Raw genomic sequence first — 19087 nt, forward strand, 5'->3', positions numbered from 1 at the left:
TATCTCAACATTTTAATTTTATCTCAGGTACATTATCTTAGGTACATTATCTCAAGTAATAACTGGCATCTTCGGCTGCACGCAAACAGCTAAGTTTGTTTCGTTCTAAAACATATTCGCCAGCAAGTTCGTGGCATAAAAAGTACGGCATACTTTCACTAAAACCATAGGCACCACATTGACTAAACACCAACCAGTCGTGCTCATTTAGATCACTTGGTAATGCGTGCTCGCCCAAGCAATCGAGTGCGGTACAAAGTGGCCCGTATAAGCTCATAGCTTGGGTTGGTGTGTTTGAATCTCGTAGTAATGCTGCTGGAAAGTCTTGACTGGTGACGGCTGGGCGCAATAAGTGGTTTATACCGCCACTTAAAATAACTTGTTGTTGGCCATAGTTTTGTTTGCGCTCTACTACTGGGGCTGCGTAATGTCCGCATTCACCCACGGCATAGCGGCCAAGCTCCATCCATAACTCTTCAACGCCCGCCTGTTTTTTAATTTTAGCGAGGGCAGTTATTAAGTCACCCCAATTAAGCGTTATGTCGTTTTGCGTATACGGAATACCTAAGCCGCCACCTAAATCTAAAATTTTAAGGTTTATATTTAAATCGCGGGCAAGTTGGCTAAGTGGTGCAATCATTTGTGACCACAACTCACTGAGTTTTTGCGTGCTGAGCATATTTCCCCATTGAAAAATATGCAGGCCATCAAAGCTAAGTGCTTCATAGTCGGTAATATTAAGTGCCTGCCACTCTGTACAACCGAGTCCGAATGGCGTGAGGCTATCGCCACCTAGTGGATTTTTTTCGCCCTCGGGCCAACGTAACTGTACGCGCAGTAATACCTGTAGTTGACAGTTTTGTAGCTTGGCTTGTTCATTGAGCCAGCGAACTTGATTAATACTTTCGGCAACAAAAGTACGTACGCCGCGCTCAATAAAGTGTTTAATTTGTTTTGGGCTTTTAGCTGGCCCGGTGTTGAGCACGCGATCGCTACTAACGCCTTGAGCAAGTACTTGCTCAAGCTCGCCTTTACTGGCTACGTCAAAATTAAACCCGGCGTTATCTAAGCATTGAATAATTTTAGACAGCGGATTCGCTTTAACCGCATACCAAAGTTTTACCTCGGTTTGTGCGACCAATTGTGCCAAGTGACTATTTAGCGTATCTAGGTCGTAAACAAAAAATGGGCTATCGAGTTGGCTTGATAATTCATTAATTGCCGTTTTAACGCCCGTGCTCAAAAAGCTCATTAACGTAAAACCTCTTCAAGTAGTAATGATGCATCACTTTGCTCATCGCGGTACTTAACAATTAACGCGCACGACATGCTTAAACCTTGTGCACGCGCCCATTCGTTTGAAGCAGGGCGAGAGCCTGGTATTACAATAGCGTACTCAGGAATTGGCTCGCCTTTGTCTAGTTGGCGCTCGTTTACACAGTCGTAAACCGGAATTGTGGCCGATAAACGCACACCAGGGGCAAGTACTGCGCCTTTTTTAATTACTACGCCTTCAACAATTACGCAGCCTGCGCCAATAAATGCATCATCTTCAACTACCACTGGGCTGGCACCAATTGGCTCTAACACACCGCCAAGTTGCACGGCTGCGCTAAGGTGGACATTTTTACCTACTTGCGCGCACGAGCCAACTAAAGCGTGACTATCTACCATAGTGCCTTCGTCAATGTATGCGCCAATATTTACATACGCTGGTGGCATAATAATAGTGCCTTTAGCTACATAAGCACCACGGCGAACGCTTGAGCCACCCGGGACCATACGTACGCCATCGGTGGCACTAAACTGTTGTGGCGCTAAGTTATGTTTATCAACAAAGCCACCGACAAATTCGGTGTTTGTACCATTTTTAAAGGCTTCTAAAATACCTTGTTTTACTGCAACGTTAGCCTGCCATTGGCCGCTTTCGTTTTGTGATGCTGCGCGTACTGCGCCCGACTCTAAATTATTTAATAGTTCTAACCAGCTCATTATAAAAACCTATGTTTAATGCCAAGATAAAATGGTGTTGTTTGCTTGTTCAATGCACGTTGTTTGCGTTAATTCGAGGTGAGTTAACGGTGGGCGTAAATACGAACTCGTTAATCGCCCTTGTAAATGCATGAGTACTTTAACGGGAATGGGGTTTGCTACAGTGAACAAGCTACTGATTGCGCTTGACCACTGAGTAAATAAATTGGGGTATTGGCCACTTAGGCTACGCTGTACAAATTCGTGAGTTTGTAGCGGCCAAGCATTAGCTGCTACCGATACCAGCCCTTTAGCGCCGGCTTGGGCAAAGTAGGGCATAAGCGCATCGTCGCCGCTAAAAATAGCTAAGTTAGGAGCCGCTTGACGGTAAGCTTCAAATTGCGCAATGTTGCCACTGGCTTCTTTAAGTGCCCATAGGTTTTTATGTTGTTGTAGGTTTTGAATGGTTGCCACTGGAATATCGACAGCGCTTCGCCCTGGTACGTTATAAAGCATACAAGGGTGTTTACTTATATTTAAAAGGCTTTCAAACCAATGGGTTTGCCCAATTACACCGGGCTTTGCATAAAGCGGCGAGCCAAGTAAAAAGCTATGAATAGGCAAGTGGTTACAGTATTCAACCCAGGCTAATTGCTGTTTGAGGTTCATACCACCTACAGCCACCATTAAGGGTACATTAGGCGATAATTGGCACACGTGCTCAACAATGGCTTGTTGCTCTTTAAGTGTTAAGGCTAAGCCTTCACCTGTGCTGCCTAGTAATAAAATAGCATTATTGGCAGCGGCTTGCTCAGCAACCAAAGTGGTTAAGGTGCCATAGTCGATTGTACCGTTTTGATTAAACGGAGTAACGAGCGCCGTCCAGACTGAGTAGTCATCTAAATTAAAGTTTTTGATCATCTCTCGCGAACTTATAGAATGTTCGGTGAGTTAAGAAGCTATATAGGAAAGAGCCGCATTAACATCGTTCGAACAAATACCCACGTGTAGGGTATGTTATAATTCGAAGAGCGAATGGGCTTAAATAATAGGGCGCACGGCCTTATTATACTAAGACCAGAAGCTCTCCACCAAACTAATAAGCTACGTTTAAATAGCTATTGGTGACAGTCGCTAGGATTCAACCTAGTCGCCCGAAACAACAATGACACAAATATTGTTGTTTCTCGGCGTTGATTCCCCTTACGTATGCTCAATGGAGTTTGTGCTCCTAACATACGCTACCTGAATAACGCACCTCTTCCAGCCCTTTATATTTGTACTGCTAGCAATACAAATATAATTAAATAGGGTAAGTGCGATGATTAAATCATTTTAGCCATCTGGGTGTCAAGCAGCTAAGTGCAGATAGTGTCATCGATTTTGGTAACGGTTACGTATAAGGACGATTTCCCTTAAACTAGGGGGTAATCGCGGCGCGAAATTTGTAACTGCAAAATAAGGTTTCAAGCAGATGGAAAAATTTAATGATATTTATCAGCGAGCAGTAGAGCGAAAAGGCTCAACACAAATGCTACAGCAACTACTCGCTAAACCTGCATCTAAGCGACAATTAGTAGCTTTAAGTGATGATGATTGGCTGGAAGAGTTTACGCGCAAGGTTTTTCAAAGTGGCTTTTACTGGTCGGTTATTAACAGCAAGTGGGCAGGCTTTAGAGAGGTTTTTTGGCAGTTTAGCGTTGAAAAATTATTAATGATGCCACCCGATATGTTGGAGCAAAAAGCCAGCGACGAGCGTATTGTTCGCAATTATAAAAAAGTAAAAACGATCCCCGAAAATGCGTTCATGATCCATGAGGTTACCCAGCAACATGGTAGCTTTAGTCAGTTTATTGCAGACTGGCCAAGTGAAGATATTATTGGTTTGTGGGCGTACTTAAAAAAACACGGTGCACGCTTGGGTGGAAATACCGGCCCTTATACTTTGCGTGCATTGGGTAAAGACACCTTTTTATTATCGCGGGATGTTGAGAGTTATTTGCGCGCGCACAAAATTATTGATGGTGGCTTACAAACTAAAAAGTCGTTAACTGCAGCGCAAGCGTTCTTTAATGAATTACAGCAACAAAGCGGTTTGAGCATGCAAGAGCTAAGCTTAATTATAGCCTACAGTGTAGGCGATAATCGTGTAGGTATAAGCCAACAACAGTAGAGGGTAGTTATGAATTTAATGCCAAGGTACAGACAAGTAGCCGACAATTTTGCAATTGAAGATCGCCCATCTAAGGTGGCCGCCCCACAGCTATTACTATGGAACGACAGCTTAGCTAAAGCGTTTAATATTAATGTAGTTCCTGAATTACGGGCCAGTACTTTTAGCGGCAACGAACAGCAAGCAATTGCAGCGGTTGCACTGGGATACTCAGGGCATCAATTTGGACATTTTTCACCACGTTTAGGCGACGGGCGTGCTCATTTTCTAGGTGCAGTAGAGGATGCGCAAAACCAGTTGTGGGACATTCAATTAAAAGGCTCTGGTGCCACTCCTTACTCTCGTGGTGGCGATGGCCGCTGTGCACTTGGCCCAGCAATTCGTGAATATATAATGAGCGAAGCAATGCAAGCGTTAGGTATTAAAACTACGCGCTGCTTAGCTGTGGTTGGTAGTGGCGAAACCGTGTACAGAAACCCACCTCAACCTGGCGCTATTGTAACGCGCTTAGCCAGTAGCCATATTCGTGTTGGCTCGTTTCAGTATTTAGCAACGCAAGGCGACGTTGCAGGGCTTAAAAACCTTGCCGACTTAGCTATTGAGCGTCATTACCCAAAAATTCAAGCAACAGGACCTGAGCGCTATTTAGCATTTTTAGCTGCAGTGATTAAAAACCAAGTTGAGCTGGTGGTTAGTTGGATGCGAGTAGGCTTTATACATGGGGTAATGAATACCGATAATACGCTGGTTAGCGGCGAAACTATCGACTATGGCCCATGTGCCATGATGAACAGCTTCGATTTTGATACCGTGTTTAGCTCTATTGATAAGCAAGGGCGTTATGCATTTGGTAATCAACCTAATATTGCTAACTGGAACTGCGCCCGCTTAGCTGAGAGTTTAATACCGCTTGTAAATGATGACGACGAACAAGCTGTGGCGTTAATGACCCCAATAATAGATGGTTTTGCTGAGCAATTTAATGTTGAATTTAGTGCAATGTGGGCAACAAAACTGGGCTTAGCTGGCACAGATACAGCCGATAAAGAGTTAATTGCAGAGCTATTACAGTTATTAAAAGAGCACCAACTCGACTATACCAACACGTTTGATGCACTAACCGAGTCTTTAACAGGTGGAGTGAGCATCCCAGAGGTATTAGTTCAGTGGGCCGGTAAGTGGCAAAAACGTACCGATGATCGCAGCTATACCGTAATGCGCGCAGCTAATCCGCGAGTTATTCCTCGTAACCATGTGATCGAAAAAATACTTAGTGAGTATAATAAGACTGGCTCAAGTGAATTACTGCATGAGTTTATGCAGGTTATGCACACACCTTATGAAAATACTGACAAATTGGCAAAATTTCAGGATGCACCTAGCAGTGATAAAGAGTATTATACTTTTTGTGGTACTTAATTATTAGATTGAAATTTAAGTTGCTGATTATTAAAGGTCATTTAGCGGCCGTAGCGCTGCTTTATTATTGAGCACAATAAACTGAGCTGATATTATTGATATGAATTTAAAGCTAGGAGCTTGGAGCTCAATATAAACTCAGCTAGTGAAGTCGGTATGGTTATTTAATAAATTTAGATACCAGCGATAGTATTTATTATCTAGGGGTTGGGTAAAGTAATTAATATGTCCTAAACTTACTGATACTTGTATATAGAGTGTTGAAAACGAATTAATTTATCTTTTGTTAAGTATTGATTAATAAAGGATCAGGTAATATTAATAAAACTGGTTGAGCTAGAACGAATTAGCTATATTTTTTTAATTGTTAAAATGGGAAGAAAACAATGAAATTAAAATCACTTACAATCGCAATCGCGTTAGCTGCAACTAGCGCATCAGCATTTGCAGCAGAAAAAACTGAAGGTTTTTACATTGGTGTGTTCGGTGACTATTACGATGCATCTTGGAAAAACTTAAACATGCACCAAAACTTGGAAGTTAATGAATCTGCAAGTTGGGGTGCTGAAGTTGGCTACCGTTTCAGTGATTACTGGAGTGCACGTCTTGAGTATGCAGATATGGACTTTAATGCATTTCTTAAAAATCCGATTCCTAATGGTAATCGTAACGACGTAGACGGCGAGCGTTTTGGTGTTGATGCACTTTACCACTTTGGTGGCGGTCCTTTCTATGGTTTATTTGGTATTAAAGAAGTAAAAGTAGCAACAGATAATACTTTCTTAAACGCAGGTGTTGGTTACCAGCACTTCATTACAGACGGCTTATTTGTTAACGCAGAAACATCTGTTTATCAAGGTCTTGACCGTGGTTATACCGATGTGAACGCTAAACTAGGTATTAACTACTTATTTGGTCAAAGCTCAGTAGCAGAAGAGCCAGTTCAACCAGCTCCAGAGCCAGTAATTGTTGAAGTTGCACCAGTAGATAGCGACAACGATAACATTCCAGATGCAGATGATCAGTGTCCTAACACACCAATGACAGATGCAGTTGATGGCACAGGTTGTACTTTATACGAAGATAAAGAAGTAACTGTAAGCTTATTAGTGACTTTCCCTAATAATACATCTGCAGTATCTACACAGTACTTAAACGATATCGATAAAGTAGCTGAGTTCTTAAAAGAGTACCCAGATACAACTGTTCTTTTAGAAGGTCATACTTCTTCTGTAGGTAAAGCATCTTACAACAAGTGGTTATCTAAAAAACGTGCTGACGCAGTAGCTAAAAAATTAGTAGCTGATGGCGTAGCAGAAGACCGTATTACTACAGTTGGTTTAGGTGAAGAGCGTCTTAAAAATGAAGCGAACACTAAAGCAGCACACGAAGAAAACCGTCGTGTAGAAGCGCATATCAAAACGATTAAAAACGTTAAAGTTTTACGTTAATAAAATCGATTGAATTACAAAAACCCAGCTTTATGCTGGGTTTTTTTATGCCTACTAAAAACTTAAATTAAAAATTAATACTAATGATTCTTACTTAATAAACATTCATAGAAATTGATTTTACTTTATCTACTATTCATAATACTTATAGTCGGTATAATCAGTTGCTGAACTGGATAGATTTTCATCTACCCACAAAAGCTTTATAATTAAGCGTTAGAATACTATAAGTATTGGGTAACATTGCGCTTATGAAGCGCTACCGAATACTTTCACGTCACCAAGAGGGCAATATTGTGCTACAAGAATATCGTAAACACGTAGAAGAACGTGCCGCGTTAGGTATCGTACCAGCGCCATTAGATGCTCAGCAAACGGCTGATCTTATTGAATTAATCAAAACTCCACCGGCTGGTGAAGAAGAGTTTATTCTCGACTTATTTGCTAATCGTGTACCGGCAGGTGTTGATGATGCAGCTTATATCAAAGCAGGATTTTTAGCGGCAGTTGCTAAAGGTGAAACTAATTCTCCACTACTTTCTAAAGAAAAAGCGGCAGAATTATTAGGTACTATGCTAGGCGGTTACAATATCGCACCTATGATAGACCTACTTGATGACGACACACTTGCACCTATCGTAGTAAAAGGCCTTTCAAACACATTATTAATGTTTGATGCATTTTACGATGTAGAAGAAAAAGCAAAAGCGGGTAACACATTCGCTAAGCAAATTATTGAGTCTTGGGCAAATGCAGAATGGTTTACTAATAAACCAGCTGTTGCTGAAAAGATTTCAGTTACTGTATTTAAAGTAACTGGCGAAACAAATACGGATGACTTGTCACCTGCACCAGATGCATGGTCTCGTCCAGATATTCCACTACATGCTTTAGCTATGCTAAAAATTGAACGTGACGGTATCACTCCTGACAAACCAGGCGAAGTAGGCCCAATCACCCAACTAGAAGAATTAAAAACTAAAGGCTTACCACTAGCTTACGTTGGTGATGTTGTTGGTACGGGTTCTTCACGTAAATCTGCAACTAACTCAGTGCTTTGGTTTATGGGCGATGATATCCCGTTTGTACCAAATAAGCGTGTTGGCGGTGTATGTCTAGGTAATAAAATTGCACCAATCTTCTTTAACACTATGGAAGATTCTGGCGCTTTACCAATTGAGCTAAATGTTGATGAACTTAACATGGGCGAGCAAATTGACATCTACCCATACGAAGGTGTTGTTAAGCAGCATGGTACTGATAAAGTAATCTCTAAGTTTGAACTTAAATCTGAAGTGATTTTAGATGAAGTTCGTGCTGGTGGTCGTATTCCACTAATCATTGGTCGTGGTTTAACAGACAAAGCACGTACATCACTTGGTTTAGGTGCTACTGATATATTTAAAGTACCAACAGCAACTGAAGTATCAGATAAAGGCTTTACACTAGCGCAAAAAATGGTTGGTAAAGCATGTAACGTTGCAGGTATTCGCCCAGGTCAATACTGTGAGCCTAAAATGACAACTGTTGGCTCGCAAGATACAACAGGTCCTATGACACGTGATGAACTTAAAGATTTAGCTTGTTTAGGTTTCTCTGCAGACTTAACAATGCAGTCTTTCTGTCATACATCGGCATACCCAAAACCTATTGATGTAAACACGCATCACACGCTTCCTGATTTCATCATGAACCGTGGCGGCGTTTCACTTCGCCCAGGTGACGGTATTATTCACTCATGGTTAAACCGTATGTTATTACCAGATACCGTAGGTACTGGTGGTGATTCGCATACACGTTTCCCATTAGGTATTTCATTTCCAGCTGGTTCGGGTGCAGTAGCATTCGCAGCAGCAACAGGTGTTATGCCTCTTGATATGCCTGAGTCAATTTTGGTTCGTTTTAAAGGCGAAATGCAACCAGGTATCACATTACGTGACCTTGTACATGCAATCCCTTACTACGGTATCAAGCAAGGCTTATTAACAGTTGAGAAAAAAGGTAAAATCAACGAGTTCTCTGGTCGCGTACTAGAAATTGAAGGCGTTGAGCACCTAACTGTTGAGCAAGCGTTTGAATTATCAGATGCATCTGCTGAGCGTTCAGCTGCAGGTTGTACGGTTAAGCTTTCAAAAGAGTCTATTTCTGAATACCTAGAATCAAACATTGTTATGCTTAAGTGGATGATCTCTGAAGGTTATGGCGATGTACGTACGATTGAACGTCGTATTAATGCAATGCAAGATTGGTTAGCTAATCCTGAGCTTATGGAAGCAGATAAAGATGCTGAATACGCTCACGTAGTTGAAATCGACTTAGCTGAGATTAAAGAGCCAGTTCTTTGTGCTCCAAATGATCCAGATGACGCGCGTTTACTTTCTGATGTTGCTGGCGAGAAAATTGATGAAGTATTCATCGGTTCTTGTATGACTAACATTGGTCACTTCCGCGCGGCTGGTAAGTTACTAGATGGCTTTAAAGGTCAACTACCTACTCAGCTTTGGGTTGCTCCACCTACTAAGATGGACAAAGACCAACTAATTGAAGAAGGCTACTATGGCATCTTTGGTCGTGTTGGCGCACGTATAGAAACTCCAGGTTGTTCATTATGTATGGGTAACCAAGCACGTGTTGCTGATAAAGCAACGGTAGTGTCTACCTCTACACGTAACTTCCCTAACCGTTTAGGTAATGGTGCAAATGTATTTTTAGCATCATCTGAACTTGCTGCAGTTGCGGCAATTATCGGTCGATTGCCAACTGCTGCTGAGTATCAAGAATATGCAGCGAAGATCAATGCAACAGCGTCAGATACATATCGCTACTTGAACTTCCATCGCATGCCTGCTTACACTAAAAAAGCAGACAACGTGATCATTCAACAAGCAGTATAATTTTTACAGCTTATTTAAAAACCCGCTTTTGCGGGTTTTTTATTGGCAAAAATAAATTTTAGATAGTTAATGTTGTTTTTTTGCATTTATTGTATTAATTTTGGTGGTTAATTGTTTTGAAGTTAAATAATAAAGCAATAAATCCTCTTTGCATGCATTAAAATCCCTGCAATATTATAATTACTATAGCAGGATTTTTATGACCGCTTTAAACCCCCAGAATTTACTGCAGCTGCGTTTTATTAACCAAACAAATATTGATTTGGTTAAGCCTTCTTTTGATAACCTGCCGACTAATCCTTATGCAGATGGTGCCTTTCGTAAACGCCGTTACTCTGTAGTTAAACTACAAAATGGTGAGCTAAAGCTACAAGCAACAAAAGCATTTGTACAAGATGATGCAATTAATACCTTTCAGGGTAATGTTGAGCGTAGTTACGAAAATTTAGAGCAAAGCCTACTTGAGTCAGCGGGCATGAAAAGTATTGTGGATGAGTTTCGTCAAATTACCGGGATTGATGAAGAACGTGATATCGAAATTCACCAATTTCGTATGTTAGCCATTGATAGTGATACGCCTGCAGCGCCAGAAGGCGTGCACCAAGATGGTTTTGATCATGTGTGTGTATGTGGTGTATCGCATGAAAACTTAGAGGGCGGTGAATTGCTTGTATACGAAAACAAGCAAGCCGATCCCTGTTTTAAAATGGCCATAAAAGACGGTATGTTTGCAGTAATTAACGACCGTCAAGTGTGGCATAACGCTACTCCAATGAATAAACTTGATGCCAGTAAGCCAGGTTACCTGGATTGCTTTGTATTAACGTCTTAAGGAATGAGCATGAATATAACGCAATTACGTGAGCAATTTCCGGCATTAATGCAAAGCGTTAATGGTAAATCTCCCGTGTTTTTAGACGGCCCCGGTGGCTCGCAAGTACCGCAATCGGTACTTAACGCTATGACTGCTTATTTGGGTTATTACAACTCAAATTTAGGTGGAGCATTTTTCTCAAGCGATAAAACCGTTGAGCTAATGGCAAATGCTCGCCAAGCTGCTGCCGATTTACTCAATGCACCCAGCTCACAACAAATTGTATTTGGTCCGAATATGACCAGCTTAACGTTTAGCTTTAGCCGCGCAATTTCACGCGACTGGCAAACGGGTGATGAAATTATTGTCACTAACGCGGATCACTTTTCTAACGTTTCGTCGTGGCAGCAAGCCGCAGAAGATAAAGGTGTTAAAGTTAATACTGCGCTTATTAACGAAACCGACTGCACACTCAATATGGCGCAGTTCGAGAGTTTACTAAACAGTAATACTAAGCTGGTAGCGGTAACTTATGCTTCAAATACCACAGGTTCAATTAACAATATTAAACGTATTGTAGAGCTTGCCCACAACGTAGGCGCACTTGTTTATGTTGATGCCGTACATTATGCACCGCACGAACTTGTAGATGTACAAGCGCTTGATTGCGACTTTTTAGCCTGCTCTGCGTACAAGTTTTTTGGCCCGCATTTAGGTATGGTTTATGGCAAAAAAGAGCACCTTGAAGGATTTACCCCGTACAAAGTTGAGCCAGCTAAAGACGTAGCGCCTGGTCGCTGGGAAACCGGCACGCAAAGCTTTGAAGCCATGGCTGGTTTTATAGCGGCGGTTGATTACATTGCAGCAATTAGCGAGCTTGACGACAGCCATTCACGCCGCGAAAAGTTAAGTGTTGCCTTTGCTAAAACCAAGCAACACGAAATGGCGCTGAGTGAATACTTTTTAACGCGCTTAGTTAATTACCCGCGTATTAAATTGTTTGGTATAGATGACTTAGATCGTTTAAATGAGCGTACGCCTACTTTTGCGTTAACTTTTGAAGGTTTAGAGCCGCGCGCTGTATCTGAATGTTTAGGTAAGCAACATATTTGTGTATGGGATGGCAACTTTTACGCGCAAGGTTTGTGTGAGCAATTAGGCGTACTTGATAAAGGTGGCGTAGTGCGCATTGGTTGCATGCACTACAACACCACCGCAGAGCTTGATCAGTTATTTAATTTGTTTGATGAGCTACTAGGTTAATATACATAAAAAAGGTGCGCTAGCTCTTTGGCGCACCGTATATTTGCTCTGCGCGGTTAAACAGTACCCACGAGGTTAAAATATACTTATCGTTAGATACTGGCTTATTGCCACGGTGAGTGTGAGTAAAGTAGCCGGGCGCTATTACCATAGTGCCTTTTTTAGGCGCAATTTTACGCTTTTGATAATAAAACTCCGTTTCCCCACCTTGTTCAACATCGTTCAAATAAAACATAAACAGCAATACTCTATGTAGCGCCTCGTTATGATTTAACTGCGGATAAACTTCGCTGTGCCAATACGGGTAACCGCCTTTATTAACTTGGTATTTTTGCGCCTGAATATTTCCTAGCCTAAAAATTTGCTGCACTAATAAGGGCAGTTGTGGTTTACCCACTTCATCAAAGTTTGCGTGTGTTAAGTCAACAGGTTCGCCACTTTTAGGGTGATACACTTTTAGGCCAAAGGCACCAATCATAATAAAAATATGTTCTTCAATGTATTTAAAAACATACTGTGCAGTGGTTTGTTGAATGTGTTTTAATTGCTCAACGTATTCCGGATGATTGTTTAAGTGCAAGTCGTGGCTATCTTTTTTATTTAAATCGATACCGCCAGATGTCATCCCTTGTTTTATATGCGGGCTTTGAGAAAAGGTAGTGATAAAGTTATCACAAAAGTCATTGCTGAGCGCGTTATCGTATACGCGAATAAAGTCCGTCATAGTTTACCTTTATATAATTATTATTGGATTATTATGTTTATTGAAAAAGTGATGCCGCGCTTTAGTGAAACAGATGCGCTAGGACATATTAACAATACCGTACTCCCTGTATGGTTTGAAGCTTCGCGTGCGCCTATTTTTAGGTTTTTTACCCCAGATTTAAACCCACATGACTGGAAGCTAATTATTGCCAAAGTCGAAGTGTCGTTTGTTGGTGAGTTATTTTATGGCCATGAAGTAACCATTAAAACCTCAGTAGAGCATGTAGGTACCAGCTCATTTGTATTACGCCAAGAAGCTCACCAGCAAGGTAACTGCTGTGCAGTTGGTAAAACGGTATTGGTACGTTACGATTTTGCAGCAAAAGCAAAGCAATCGCTTTCAGTATCTGAAAAATCGTCACTTAATGAGCATTTAGCCCCGGCTAGCTAGTTTGGTAAATGTTTACAGCGGTATTGAGCCATTATAATTTTGAATATACTGGCTCAGCGCTGTTATTTGCTCAGTATTAAAACGCAAACCTAACTTACTACGACGCCACAATATATCCTCGGCGCTGCTAGCCCACTCGCTATTAACTAAATAATTTACTTCAGTGGCGTATAAACCATGGCCAAAATGCTGGCCTAAATCAGCTACGCTTTGGGCATCTGTAAGTAGGGTATAAGTGCCAGTACCGTAACTGCGTATAAAGCGATTTAAAATAAACTCAGGCAACCATGCGTACTTTACCTGTAGTTGTTGCTTTAATACTACCTTTGATGAAAAGTCGCCACCGGGTAATGGAGTGTTTTTTGTCCATGTTTGGCCCATATGCGGATAAAAGCTGGCGAGTTCGTTTACTGCGTTTTCAGCGAGCTTGCGATAAGTGGTAATTTTCCCACCAAATACACTTAGCAGTGGTGCCTGGTTATTATTGCTCGATAATATCAGTTTGTAGTCGCGAGTAACGGCTTGTGCGTCGCATGAGTTATCATCTAGTAAGGGGCGTACACCACTAAAGGTATGCACTATGTCGTTATGAGTAAGTTGTTTTTTAAAGTAATTATTAGTAATGCCAATTAAGTAATCGACTTCTTTATCGCTAATTTTTACATCTGCTATATTGTCGCTGTATTCTTCATCTGTAGTGCCAATCAGTGAATAGTCATCTTCAAATGGGGTAACAAAAATAATGCGCTGATCTTTATTTTGTAAAATATAGGCCTGCGGCTCAGTGTGAATACGCGGCACAATAATATGGCTGCCTTTAACTAAGCGAATATTATGTGGCGACGGCCCAGTAATTACCTCATCAAAAAGTGATGCAACCCAAGGGCCCGCTGCATTAACAACTCCTTTAGCAACTATAGAACATTGCTTTTTGCTACCTTGTTGCTCTAAGGTCACACTCCAATTATTGTTATTGCGAACTGCTTTAATACAGCGCGTGCGGCTTAAAATGGTTGCACCTTTTTGCTGTGCTGCCAACGCATTTAAAATAACTAACCTCGAATCATCAACCCAGCCATCAGCGTATTCAAAACCGCGGGTAATAGTATTATTCAATATACTATCGCGGGTAAATTTAATTGATTTTGAGGCGGGTAAAGTAATGCGTTTGGCAAGATGGTCGTATATAAACAACCCAATTCTAATCATCCAGTAAGGGCGTAAGTGTGCTTGATGTGGCAGCCTAAAAGATAGCGGCCACATAATATGTGGGGCATTTTTTAATAACACTTCACGCTCTTTAAGTGCCTCTTTTACTAGCCTAAATTGGTAATGCTCTAAATAGCGTAGTCCACCATGAATAAGTTTACTGCTACTTGATGATGTAGCAGAGGCTAAATCATTTTGCTCACACAGTAATACTTTTAAGCCTCTACCGGCGGCGTCAGCCGCAATACCAGTGCCATTAACGCCACCGCCAATAACCAGTAAATCATATTCATTATCGAGTAATTTCACTGAATACCTCTTTATTAATTTAAGCGATGGCATATCAATAGCGAATAACACTATCGCATTAGCAGTCGTCTTTTGTTGCGTTATTTGAAAGTGTGACTTGTGCTATACAGTGCTGCCATTTTGCGTATAAGTCGTTACGTTCATCTATGCTCATGGTTGGTTCAAAACGACGGTCGCATTGCCACATAGTAGCTAATTGCTCCGTTGACTTATAAATCCCAGTTTGCAGCCCTGCTAAATAGGCAACACCCAGAGAGGTTGTTTCTGTTAGCGCTGGGCGTTCCACACTTGCGCCTAAAATATTAGCTAAAAACTGCATGGCCCAATTATTTTTTGCCATGCCACCGTCCACGCGCAAAATACTTGGACGCAGGCCATCACCTTCCATGGCTTTTTGTAAATCTTTGGTTTGATAGCCAACAGACTGCAGCGCCGCTGCTACTATAGTGCTAATGCCAGAATCACGGGTTAAACCTAAAATAGCACCACGGGCATTGGCATCCCAGTATGGGGCGCCTAAACCGGTAAACGAAGGCACTAAAAATACGCCGTGATCCAGTGGCACGTCTTTGACCATAGCCTCGCTGTCGCCGGCATGTTCAAGTAGCTTTAAGCCCTCAACAATCCATTGCATAGTGGCACCCGCCATAAAAATACTGCCCTCTATAGCGTAGGTCACTCTACCATTGAGCCTGTAAGCCACAGTAGTTAATAAGCGGTTATTAGAGGTAAGGGCTTTATCGCCCGTATTAAGCATTAAAAAGCAGCCCGTTCCGTAGGTACTTTTAGCCATGCCTTCTTTAAAGCAAGCTTGACCAATTAATGCGGCTTGCTGATCCCCCGCCATAGCGCAAATTTTAATCGGTTCACCAAAAATTTCACTGCTGGTACTGCCAAACTCGGCTGCGCTGTCCATCACTTCTGGAAGCATAGAGTGTGGAATATTAAACTGCGTTAGTAACTCTTCATCCCAACATTGCTGATGTATATTAAATAATAGTGTACGTGAGGCGTTGGTGGCATCAGTACGGTGTACTTTGCCAGCGGTTAAATGCCACAGTAAATAACTGTCAACCGTACCAAATGCTAGCTCGCCGGCTAGCGCTTGTTGCTGTGCATCGGCAACATTATCTAAAATCCAGCGAATTTTAGTGGCTGAAAAGTACGGATCTAATAATAGCCCGGTTTTATCGCTAATTTTTTTACTGAGTTTATCGCTACGTATTTGCTCGCAATACTCGCTGGTACGGCGATCTTGCCACACAATGGCATTATAAATTGGTTGGCCAGTCTTTTTATTCCATACTAAAGTGGTTTCGCGCTGATTAGTGATACCAATGGCAATGACCTGCTCGGCTGTAACCTGGTTATTAGCCAGTACTGTTTTACAGGTACTTAGTACGGTTTGTAAAATATCGTTAGGGTCGTGCTCAACCCAGCCATTATTGGGAAAGTGCTGCGGGAATGTTTGCTGAACAGTATCAACTACCTTGGCATCTTTGGTAAATAAAATAGCCCGAGAGCTGGTAGTTCCTTGATCAATCGAGAGTATGTATTTAGACATAAGCTTAACGTTATTTATCTTAGATACAGATAGCTTGTCTGCAAGTTAAATTAATAGCAATGCTTTTTAAATATTAGGAAGGGCTGTTATAGCTATAACGCTGTAATTTATACCAAGGGTGGTGGCAGTGTATATTAAGAAGCAAGAGTAATAAGAGCCCATAAGTCAGAGGGCTCTTAAATACAATGGGTATAAATTGCGCTTAGCTGGCTTTTAACAATTGTTGATGTAGCCAATCTTTTAACACCACACGGTCATGTTTTAATTGCAGCATTTCCTCGTCATCGATAGGCGCGTCTTACAGCTCTAAGGTACGAATTTCTTTATCAAGCGCGTTGTATTTTTTGGCTTTATCTGCAAACTCTGGATCATTGCTATTGAGTTTTTTAATGGTATTTAGGTGCTCAGGAAAGTCTTGAGTTAATGAATGATCTTCGCCTAACATAGGTACTCCTTAACGGTGCGTGTAATAAATGTGTTTTAAAAATAACACGCTTAGGGTTTAGTTAAATTCAGATTGTATGGGTATTTATGTACGCCATAATATTAGAGCTGGGGGTTGCTTGAGTATAAATCAACACATAGCCGTTATTAATTATTATTACGGAAATACTTATATATCACTATACAAAGCACTGACACTCAAAGATGCTTAAGTTAGAATACAAAATGCAACAACTCCTCGCAAACAATAACTATTTTGAGTGCTTTATTACATGCTTTTAATGATCGACAATTACGACTCGTTTACCTATAACTTGGTACAGTACTTTCAGCGTTTAGATCAAGAGGTACTGGTTAAGCGCAACGACCAAATAACGCTTAGCCAAATTAAGCAGTTAAATCCTCAACATATTGTTATATCACCCGGTCCTAAAAGCCCAAGCGAAGCGGGTATTTCGTTAAGCATTGTTGAGCAATTAAAAGGGCAGTATCCTATTTTAGGAATTTGCTTAGGGCATCAAACTATTGCCCAAGCCATAGGAGCAAAGGTGGTGCGTGCTAAAAAAGTAATGCACGGTAAAACATCGCCAATTTACCATAGCGATCAAGGAGTATTTAAAGGTTTAGCTAAGCCCTTAACGGTCTGTCGGTATCATTCTTTAATTGTTGAGGCGCAGTCGCTGCCTAAAGAGTTACAAGTAACAGCCTGGACACAAACCCAGCAAGGTGAGTTTGACGAAATTATGGGATTATTACATACAGACTTAGCACTTGAAGGTGTACAATTTCATCCGGAAGCTATTTTAACTGAGCAAGGTTTAGCGTTACTTGATAACTTTTTAACTCGCTTCTAAGCTTATAGTATTAAGTAAATATCATTACATTAAAGACAGAGAGCCATGACCGAAATAGTGCAGCAACCGCGTATTGTTAAAATGCTTAATCAACGAGCACATGATTTGCTGCTTGGTCATAACTTTGCTCATCAACAAATTGGCTTTATTCATACGCTAGAAATGGACTATGGCGAACCACTAAAGCAACGCACATTACTTGAAGTAGAGGTTGCCGCTCAGCAAAAGCGCAAGCTAAAAAGCACCGCGCATCATAAATATCGTGCAGCAGCGAGCGAGCAACTGCATAAAGCAATAGAAAAAATGATGTCTGAGCAGCTTAGCGATATAGACAGTGTTATTCAAAACACCATAGGTGTAGAGGACAGCGTATGTGCCATGTTAGATATTTTAGCCACAAAAAGCGCATCGGTTGGGCGCTTAGAGCCCTTAGTTAACGACCTAAGCTGGCTTGGCAGAGAGTTAGTTACTTTAGTTAACTTGCCTTATTATCGTAATCAGCGCAGCAAAAATACCGCAGTGAAAGTAGATAGCCCCGCTTTAGCGCTGCGTTATATTGGCCTAGATAACTTACAGCTAGTAGTACCAACTTTTGCAGTGCGCCATTGGATGCCTTATAGCACAGCGCCTTTTTCGTTACTAAAAAGGCGCTTAAAAGAAAGCGCCATGGCGAATGCTATTGCGGCACAAAAAATTGCTGAAGTTAACGAGGTTAACCCAAGCCATGCTTTTACTTTAGGGATGTTATTAAACGTGGGGCAAATAGCCTTAGTGCGTTTATATTTAAAAGTGTTTGAGCAAATTTGGCAGCGAAAAGTACAATTTGCTCGCACTACAGCGAATAAAGGCTTGCATACTGCATTGCTAGAGCTAAAACCAGACCCTTTATTTTTAACCACCTTACTGAGCGAGCAGTCGTTGGCTATTAGCGCTAAAATAATTGAAAAAATGGCCTTTAAGTATTTGCCGTTTAATAGCGTAATGCAGCAACTCGTTAATGGTGTAGAAAAAGGCGATACAGCGCTGCCTTTAACGCAGGTAATGCTAAAAGCACGATGTTACTCTCAGTACTTAACGCTAAAGCAGCATCAGCTAGTTGAACCGGATGAAACGCTTAGTTGGTTTTCGTACTTTAAGTTCACCAAAAAAGAGCTAAAAGCACTCCAAGCAAGCAATTTTAATAATCTTGCTATTCAAATTGATTAAATTTGTTAATTTTTTTGCGACTATCCATTCACTTTTTATTATCTCTTTTCAATACATTTCCCCGTTTAAAGTGAGGCGCGCTCGTTGTTCAGGCGCTTTATTGGCTAAAAACGAGTTGCATAAAGCAAGCAAATAGTTATTCACTATCTATGAAATTATATCTCAAGCCCTTTATTATCAAGGGTTACATGAAAGTTTTTGAAGAGACATAATCAATGTTTTCTGAAATAATAAGCGTCTGAAAATTGAACCACACAGCCCTTTTTATGCAAATATCGCTATACTGAGTTTGCTAAAAAACACATATGCTACAGGTTACCACACAGCTATTTACGGCTTTGTGATGTACACAATTAAGAG

General features: G+C 41.1%; 15 protein-coding genes, 1 pseudogene and 1 riboswitch. Of the genes and pseudogenes, 9 read left to right on the forward strand and 7 right to left on the reverse strand.

Annotated elements, in window-relative coordinates; all coding sequences use genetic code 11:
- Nucleotides 1–46 precede the first annotated feature (46 nt).
- From J5X91_RS08245 to dapA, 3 genes are read right to left on the reverse strand one after another with little or no spacing between them, the layout of a single operon-like run.
- Nucleotides 47–1252: a PLP-dependent decarboxylase gene (locus tag J5X91_RS08245; protein WP_208834387.1), complete on the reverse strand. Its 1206-nt coding sequence runs from the start codon at nucleotides 1250–1252 to the stop codon at nucleotides 47–49.
- Complete coding sequence (locus J5X91_RS08250) at nucleotides 1252–1992, reverse strand: 2,3,4,5-tetrahydropyridine-2,6-dicarboxylate N-succinyltransferase (protein WP_011326897.1); 741 nt, start codon at nucleotides 1990–1992, stop codon at nucleotides 1252–1254. Before J5X91_RS08250 ends, J5X91_RS08245 begins: the two co-directional genes overlap by 1 nt.
- A gap of 15 nt (nucleotides 1993–2007) precedes the next feature.
- Nucleotides 2008–2892, reverse strand: a complete 885-nt coding sequence (gene dapA, locus J5X91_RS08255) for a 4-hydroxy-tetrahydrodipicolinate synthase (protein WP_011326898.1) — start codon at nucleotides 2890–2892, stop codon at nucleotides 2008–2010.
- 152 nt (nucleotides 2893–3044) lie between these two features.
- A riboswitch (Lysine riboswitch) is annotated at nucleotides 3045–3242 on the reverse strand.
- A 203-nt stretch (nucleotides 3243–3445) separates the two neighbouring features.
- On the opposite strand from dapA, the gene J5X91_RS08260 reads away from it, so the two are divergent.
- The 6 genes from J5X91_RS08260 (at nucleotide 3446) to J5X91_RS08285 (ending at nucleotide 11985) form a co-directional block, all read left to right on the forward strand.
- Complete coding sequence (locus J5X91_RS08260) at nucleotides 3446–4144, forward strand: DNA-3-methyladenine glycosylase I (RefSeq protein WP_011326899.1); 699 nt, start codon at nucleotides 3446–3448, stop codon at nucleotides 4142–4144.
- A gap of 9 nt (nucleotides 4145–4153) precedes the next feature.
- Nucleotides 4154–5563: a protein adenylyltransferase SelO family protein gene (locus J5X91_RS08265; protein WP_208834388.1), complete on the forward strand. Its 1410-nt coding sequence runs from the start codon at nucleotides 4154–4156 to the stop codon at nucleotides 5561–5563.
- A 386-nt stretch (nucleotides 5564–5949) separates the two neighbouring features.
- Nucleotides 5950–7014, forward strand: coding sequence for an OmpA family protein (locus J5X91_RS08270; RefSeq protein ID WP_011326901.1), 1065 nt, complete (start codon nucleotides 5950–5952; stop codon nucleotides 7012–7014).
- Nucleotides 7015–7310: 296 nt separating this feature from the next.
- Nucleotides 7311–9908 (forward strand): bifunctional aconitate hydratase 2/2-methylisocitrate dehydratase, encoded by a 2598-nt coding sequence (acnB, locus tag J5X91_RS08275; protein WP_011326902.1) that lies wholly within the window; start codon nucleotides 7311–7313, stop codon nucleotides 9906–9908.
- A gap of 199 nt (nucleotides 9909–10107) precedes the next feature.
- Nucleotides 10108–10740, forward strand: a complete 633-nt coding sequence (locus tag J5X91_RS08280) for a 2OG-Fe dioxygenase family protein (protein WP_208834389.1) — start codon at nucleotides 10108–10110, stop codon at nucleotides 10738–10740.
- A gap of 9 nt (nucleotides 10741–10749) precedes the next feature.
- The gene (locus J5X91_RS08285; RefSeq protein WP_011326904.1) at nucleotides 10750–11985 is read left to right on the forward strand and encodes a cysteine desulfurase-like protein; all 1236 of its coding nucleotides are present in this window, start codon (nucleotides 10750–10752) and stop codon (nucleotides 11983–11985) included.
- A gap of 19 nt (nucleotides 11986–12004) precedes the next feature.
- Here J5X91_RS08285 and J5X91_RS08290 read toward each other — a convergent pair whose 3' ends face one another.
- Nucleotides 12005–12709 carry a 2OG-Fe(II) oxygenase gene (locus J5X91_RS08290; RefSeq protein WP_011326905.1) on the reverse strand — a complete coding sequence of 235 codons (705 nt, stop codon included), beginning with the start codon at nucleotides 12707–12709 and terminating at the stop codon, nucleotides 12005–12007.
- Nucleotides 12710–12742: 33 nt separating this feature from the next.
- On the opposite strand from J5X91_RS08290, the gene J5X91_RS08295 reads away from it, so the two are divergent.
- Complete coding sequence (locus J5X91_RS08295) at nucleotides 12743–13141, forward strand: acyl-CoA thioesterase (RefSeq protein WP_011326906.1); 399 nt, start codon at nucleotides 12743–12745, stop codon at nucleotides 13139–13141.
- 12 nt (nucleotides 13142–13153) lie between these two features.
- On the opposite strand, the gene glpD is transcribed toward J5X91_RS08295, so the two are convergent.
- From glpD to J5X91_RS08310, 3 genes and pseudogenes are all read right to left on the reverse strand, one after another.
- Nucleotides 13154–14659 (reverse strand): glycerol-3-phosphate dehydrogenase, encoded by a 1506-nt coding sequence (gene glpD, locus J5X91_RS08300; RefSeq protein ID WP_197108628.1) that lies wholly within the window; start codon nucleotides 14657–14659, stop codon nucleotides 13154–13156.
- Between the two features lie 58 nt (nucleotides 14660–14717).
- The gene (glpK, locus tag J5X91_RS08305; protein ID WP_179807395.1) at nucleotides 14718–16223 is read right to left on the reverse strand and encodes a glycerol kinase GlpK; all 1506 of its coding nucleotides are present in this window, start codon (nucleotides 16221–16223) and stop codon (nucleotides 14718–14720) included.
- A 202-nt stretch (nucleotides 16224–16425) separates the two neighbouring features.
- Nucleotides 16426–16668: pseudogene (locus J5X91_RS08310) on the reverse strand (YdcH family protein).
- A gap of 271 nt (nucleotides 16669–16939) precedes the next feature.
- Here J5X91_RS08310 and J5X91_RS08315 point away from each other — a divergent pair.
- Nucleotides 16940–17521 carry an aminodeoxychorismate/anthranilate synthase component II gene (locus tag J5X91_RS08315; protein ID WP_208834390.1) on the forward strand — a complete coding sequence of 194 codons (582 nt, stop codon included), beginning with the start codon at nucleotides 16940–16942 and terminating at the stop codon, nucleotides 17519–17521.
- Between the two features lie 45 nt (nucleotides 17522–17566).
- Complete coding sequence (locus J5X91_RS08320; protein ID WP_208834391.1) at nucleotides 17567–18727, forward strand: HDOD domain-containing protein; 1161 nt, start codon at nucleotides 17567–17569, stop codon at nucleotides 18725–18727.
- Nucleotides 18728–19087: the final 360 nt, after the last annotated feature.

Source organism: Pseudoalteromonas sp. K222D, assembly GCF_017653575.1.
In the GTDB taxonomy this organism is placed as follows: Bacteria; Pseudomonadota; Gammaproteobacteria; order Enterobacterales; family Alteromonadaceae; genus Pseudoalteromonas; species Pseudoalteromonas nigrifaciens.

Coding starts and splice junctions, on each gene's coding strand:
- J5X91_RS08245 (WP_208834387.1), bottom strand. CDS start 1,252: ATGAGCTTTTTGAGCACGGGCGTTAAAACGGCAATTAATGAATTATCA.
- J5X91_RS08250 (WP_011326897.1), bottom strand. CDS start 1,992: ATGAGCTGGTTAGAACTATTAAATAATTTAGAGTCGGGCGCAGTACGC.
- dapA (WP_011326898.1), bottom strand. CDS start 2,892: ATGATCAAAAACTTTAATTTAGATGACTACTCAGTCTGGACGGCGCTC.
- J5X91_RS08260 (WP_011326899.1), top strand. CDS start 3,446: ATGGAAAAATTTAATGATATTTATCAGCGAGCAGTAGAGCGAAAAGGC.
- J5X91_RS08265 (WP_208834388.1), top strand. CDS start 4,154: ATGAATTTAATGCCAAGGTACAGACAAGTAGCCGACAATTTTGCAATT.
- J5X91_RS08270 (WP_011326901.1), top strand. CDS start 5,950: ATGAAATTAAAATCACTTACAATCGCAATCGCGTTAGCTGCAACTAGC.
- J5X91_RS08280 (WP_208834389.1), top strand. CDS start 10,108: ATGACCGCTTTAAACCCCCAGAATTTACTGCAGCTGCGTTTTATTAAC.
- J5X91_RS08285 (WP_011326904.1), top strand. CDS start 10,750: ATGAATATAACGCAATTACGTGAGCAATTTCCGGCATTAATGCAAAGC.
- J5X91_RS08290 (WP_011326905.1), bottom strand. CDS start 12,709: ATGACGGACTTTATTCGCGTATACGATAACGCGCTCAGCAATGACTTT.
- J5X91_RS08295 (WP_011326906.1), top strand. CDS start 12,743: ATGTTTATTGAAAAAGTGATGCCGCGCTTTAGTGAAACAGATGCGCTA.
- glpK (WP_179807395.1), bottom strand. CDS start 16,223: ATGTCTAAATACATACTCTCGATTGATCAAGGAACTACCAGCTCTCGG.
- J5X91_RS08315 (WP_208834390.1), top strand. CDS start 16,940: ATGCTTTTAATGATCGACAATTACGACTCGTTTACCTATAACTTGGTA.
- J5X91_RS08320 (WP_208834391.1), top strand. CDS start 17,567: ATGACCGAAATAGTGCAGCAACCGCGTATTGTTAAAATGCTTAATCAA.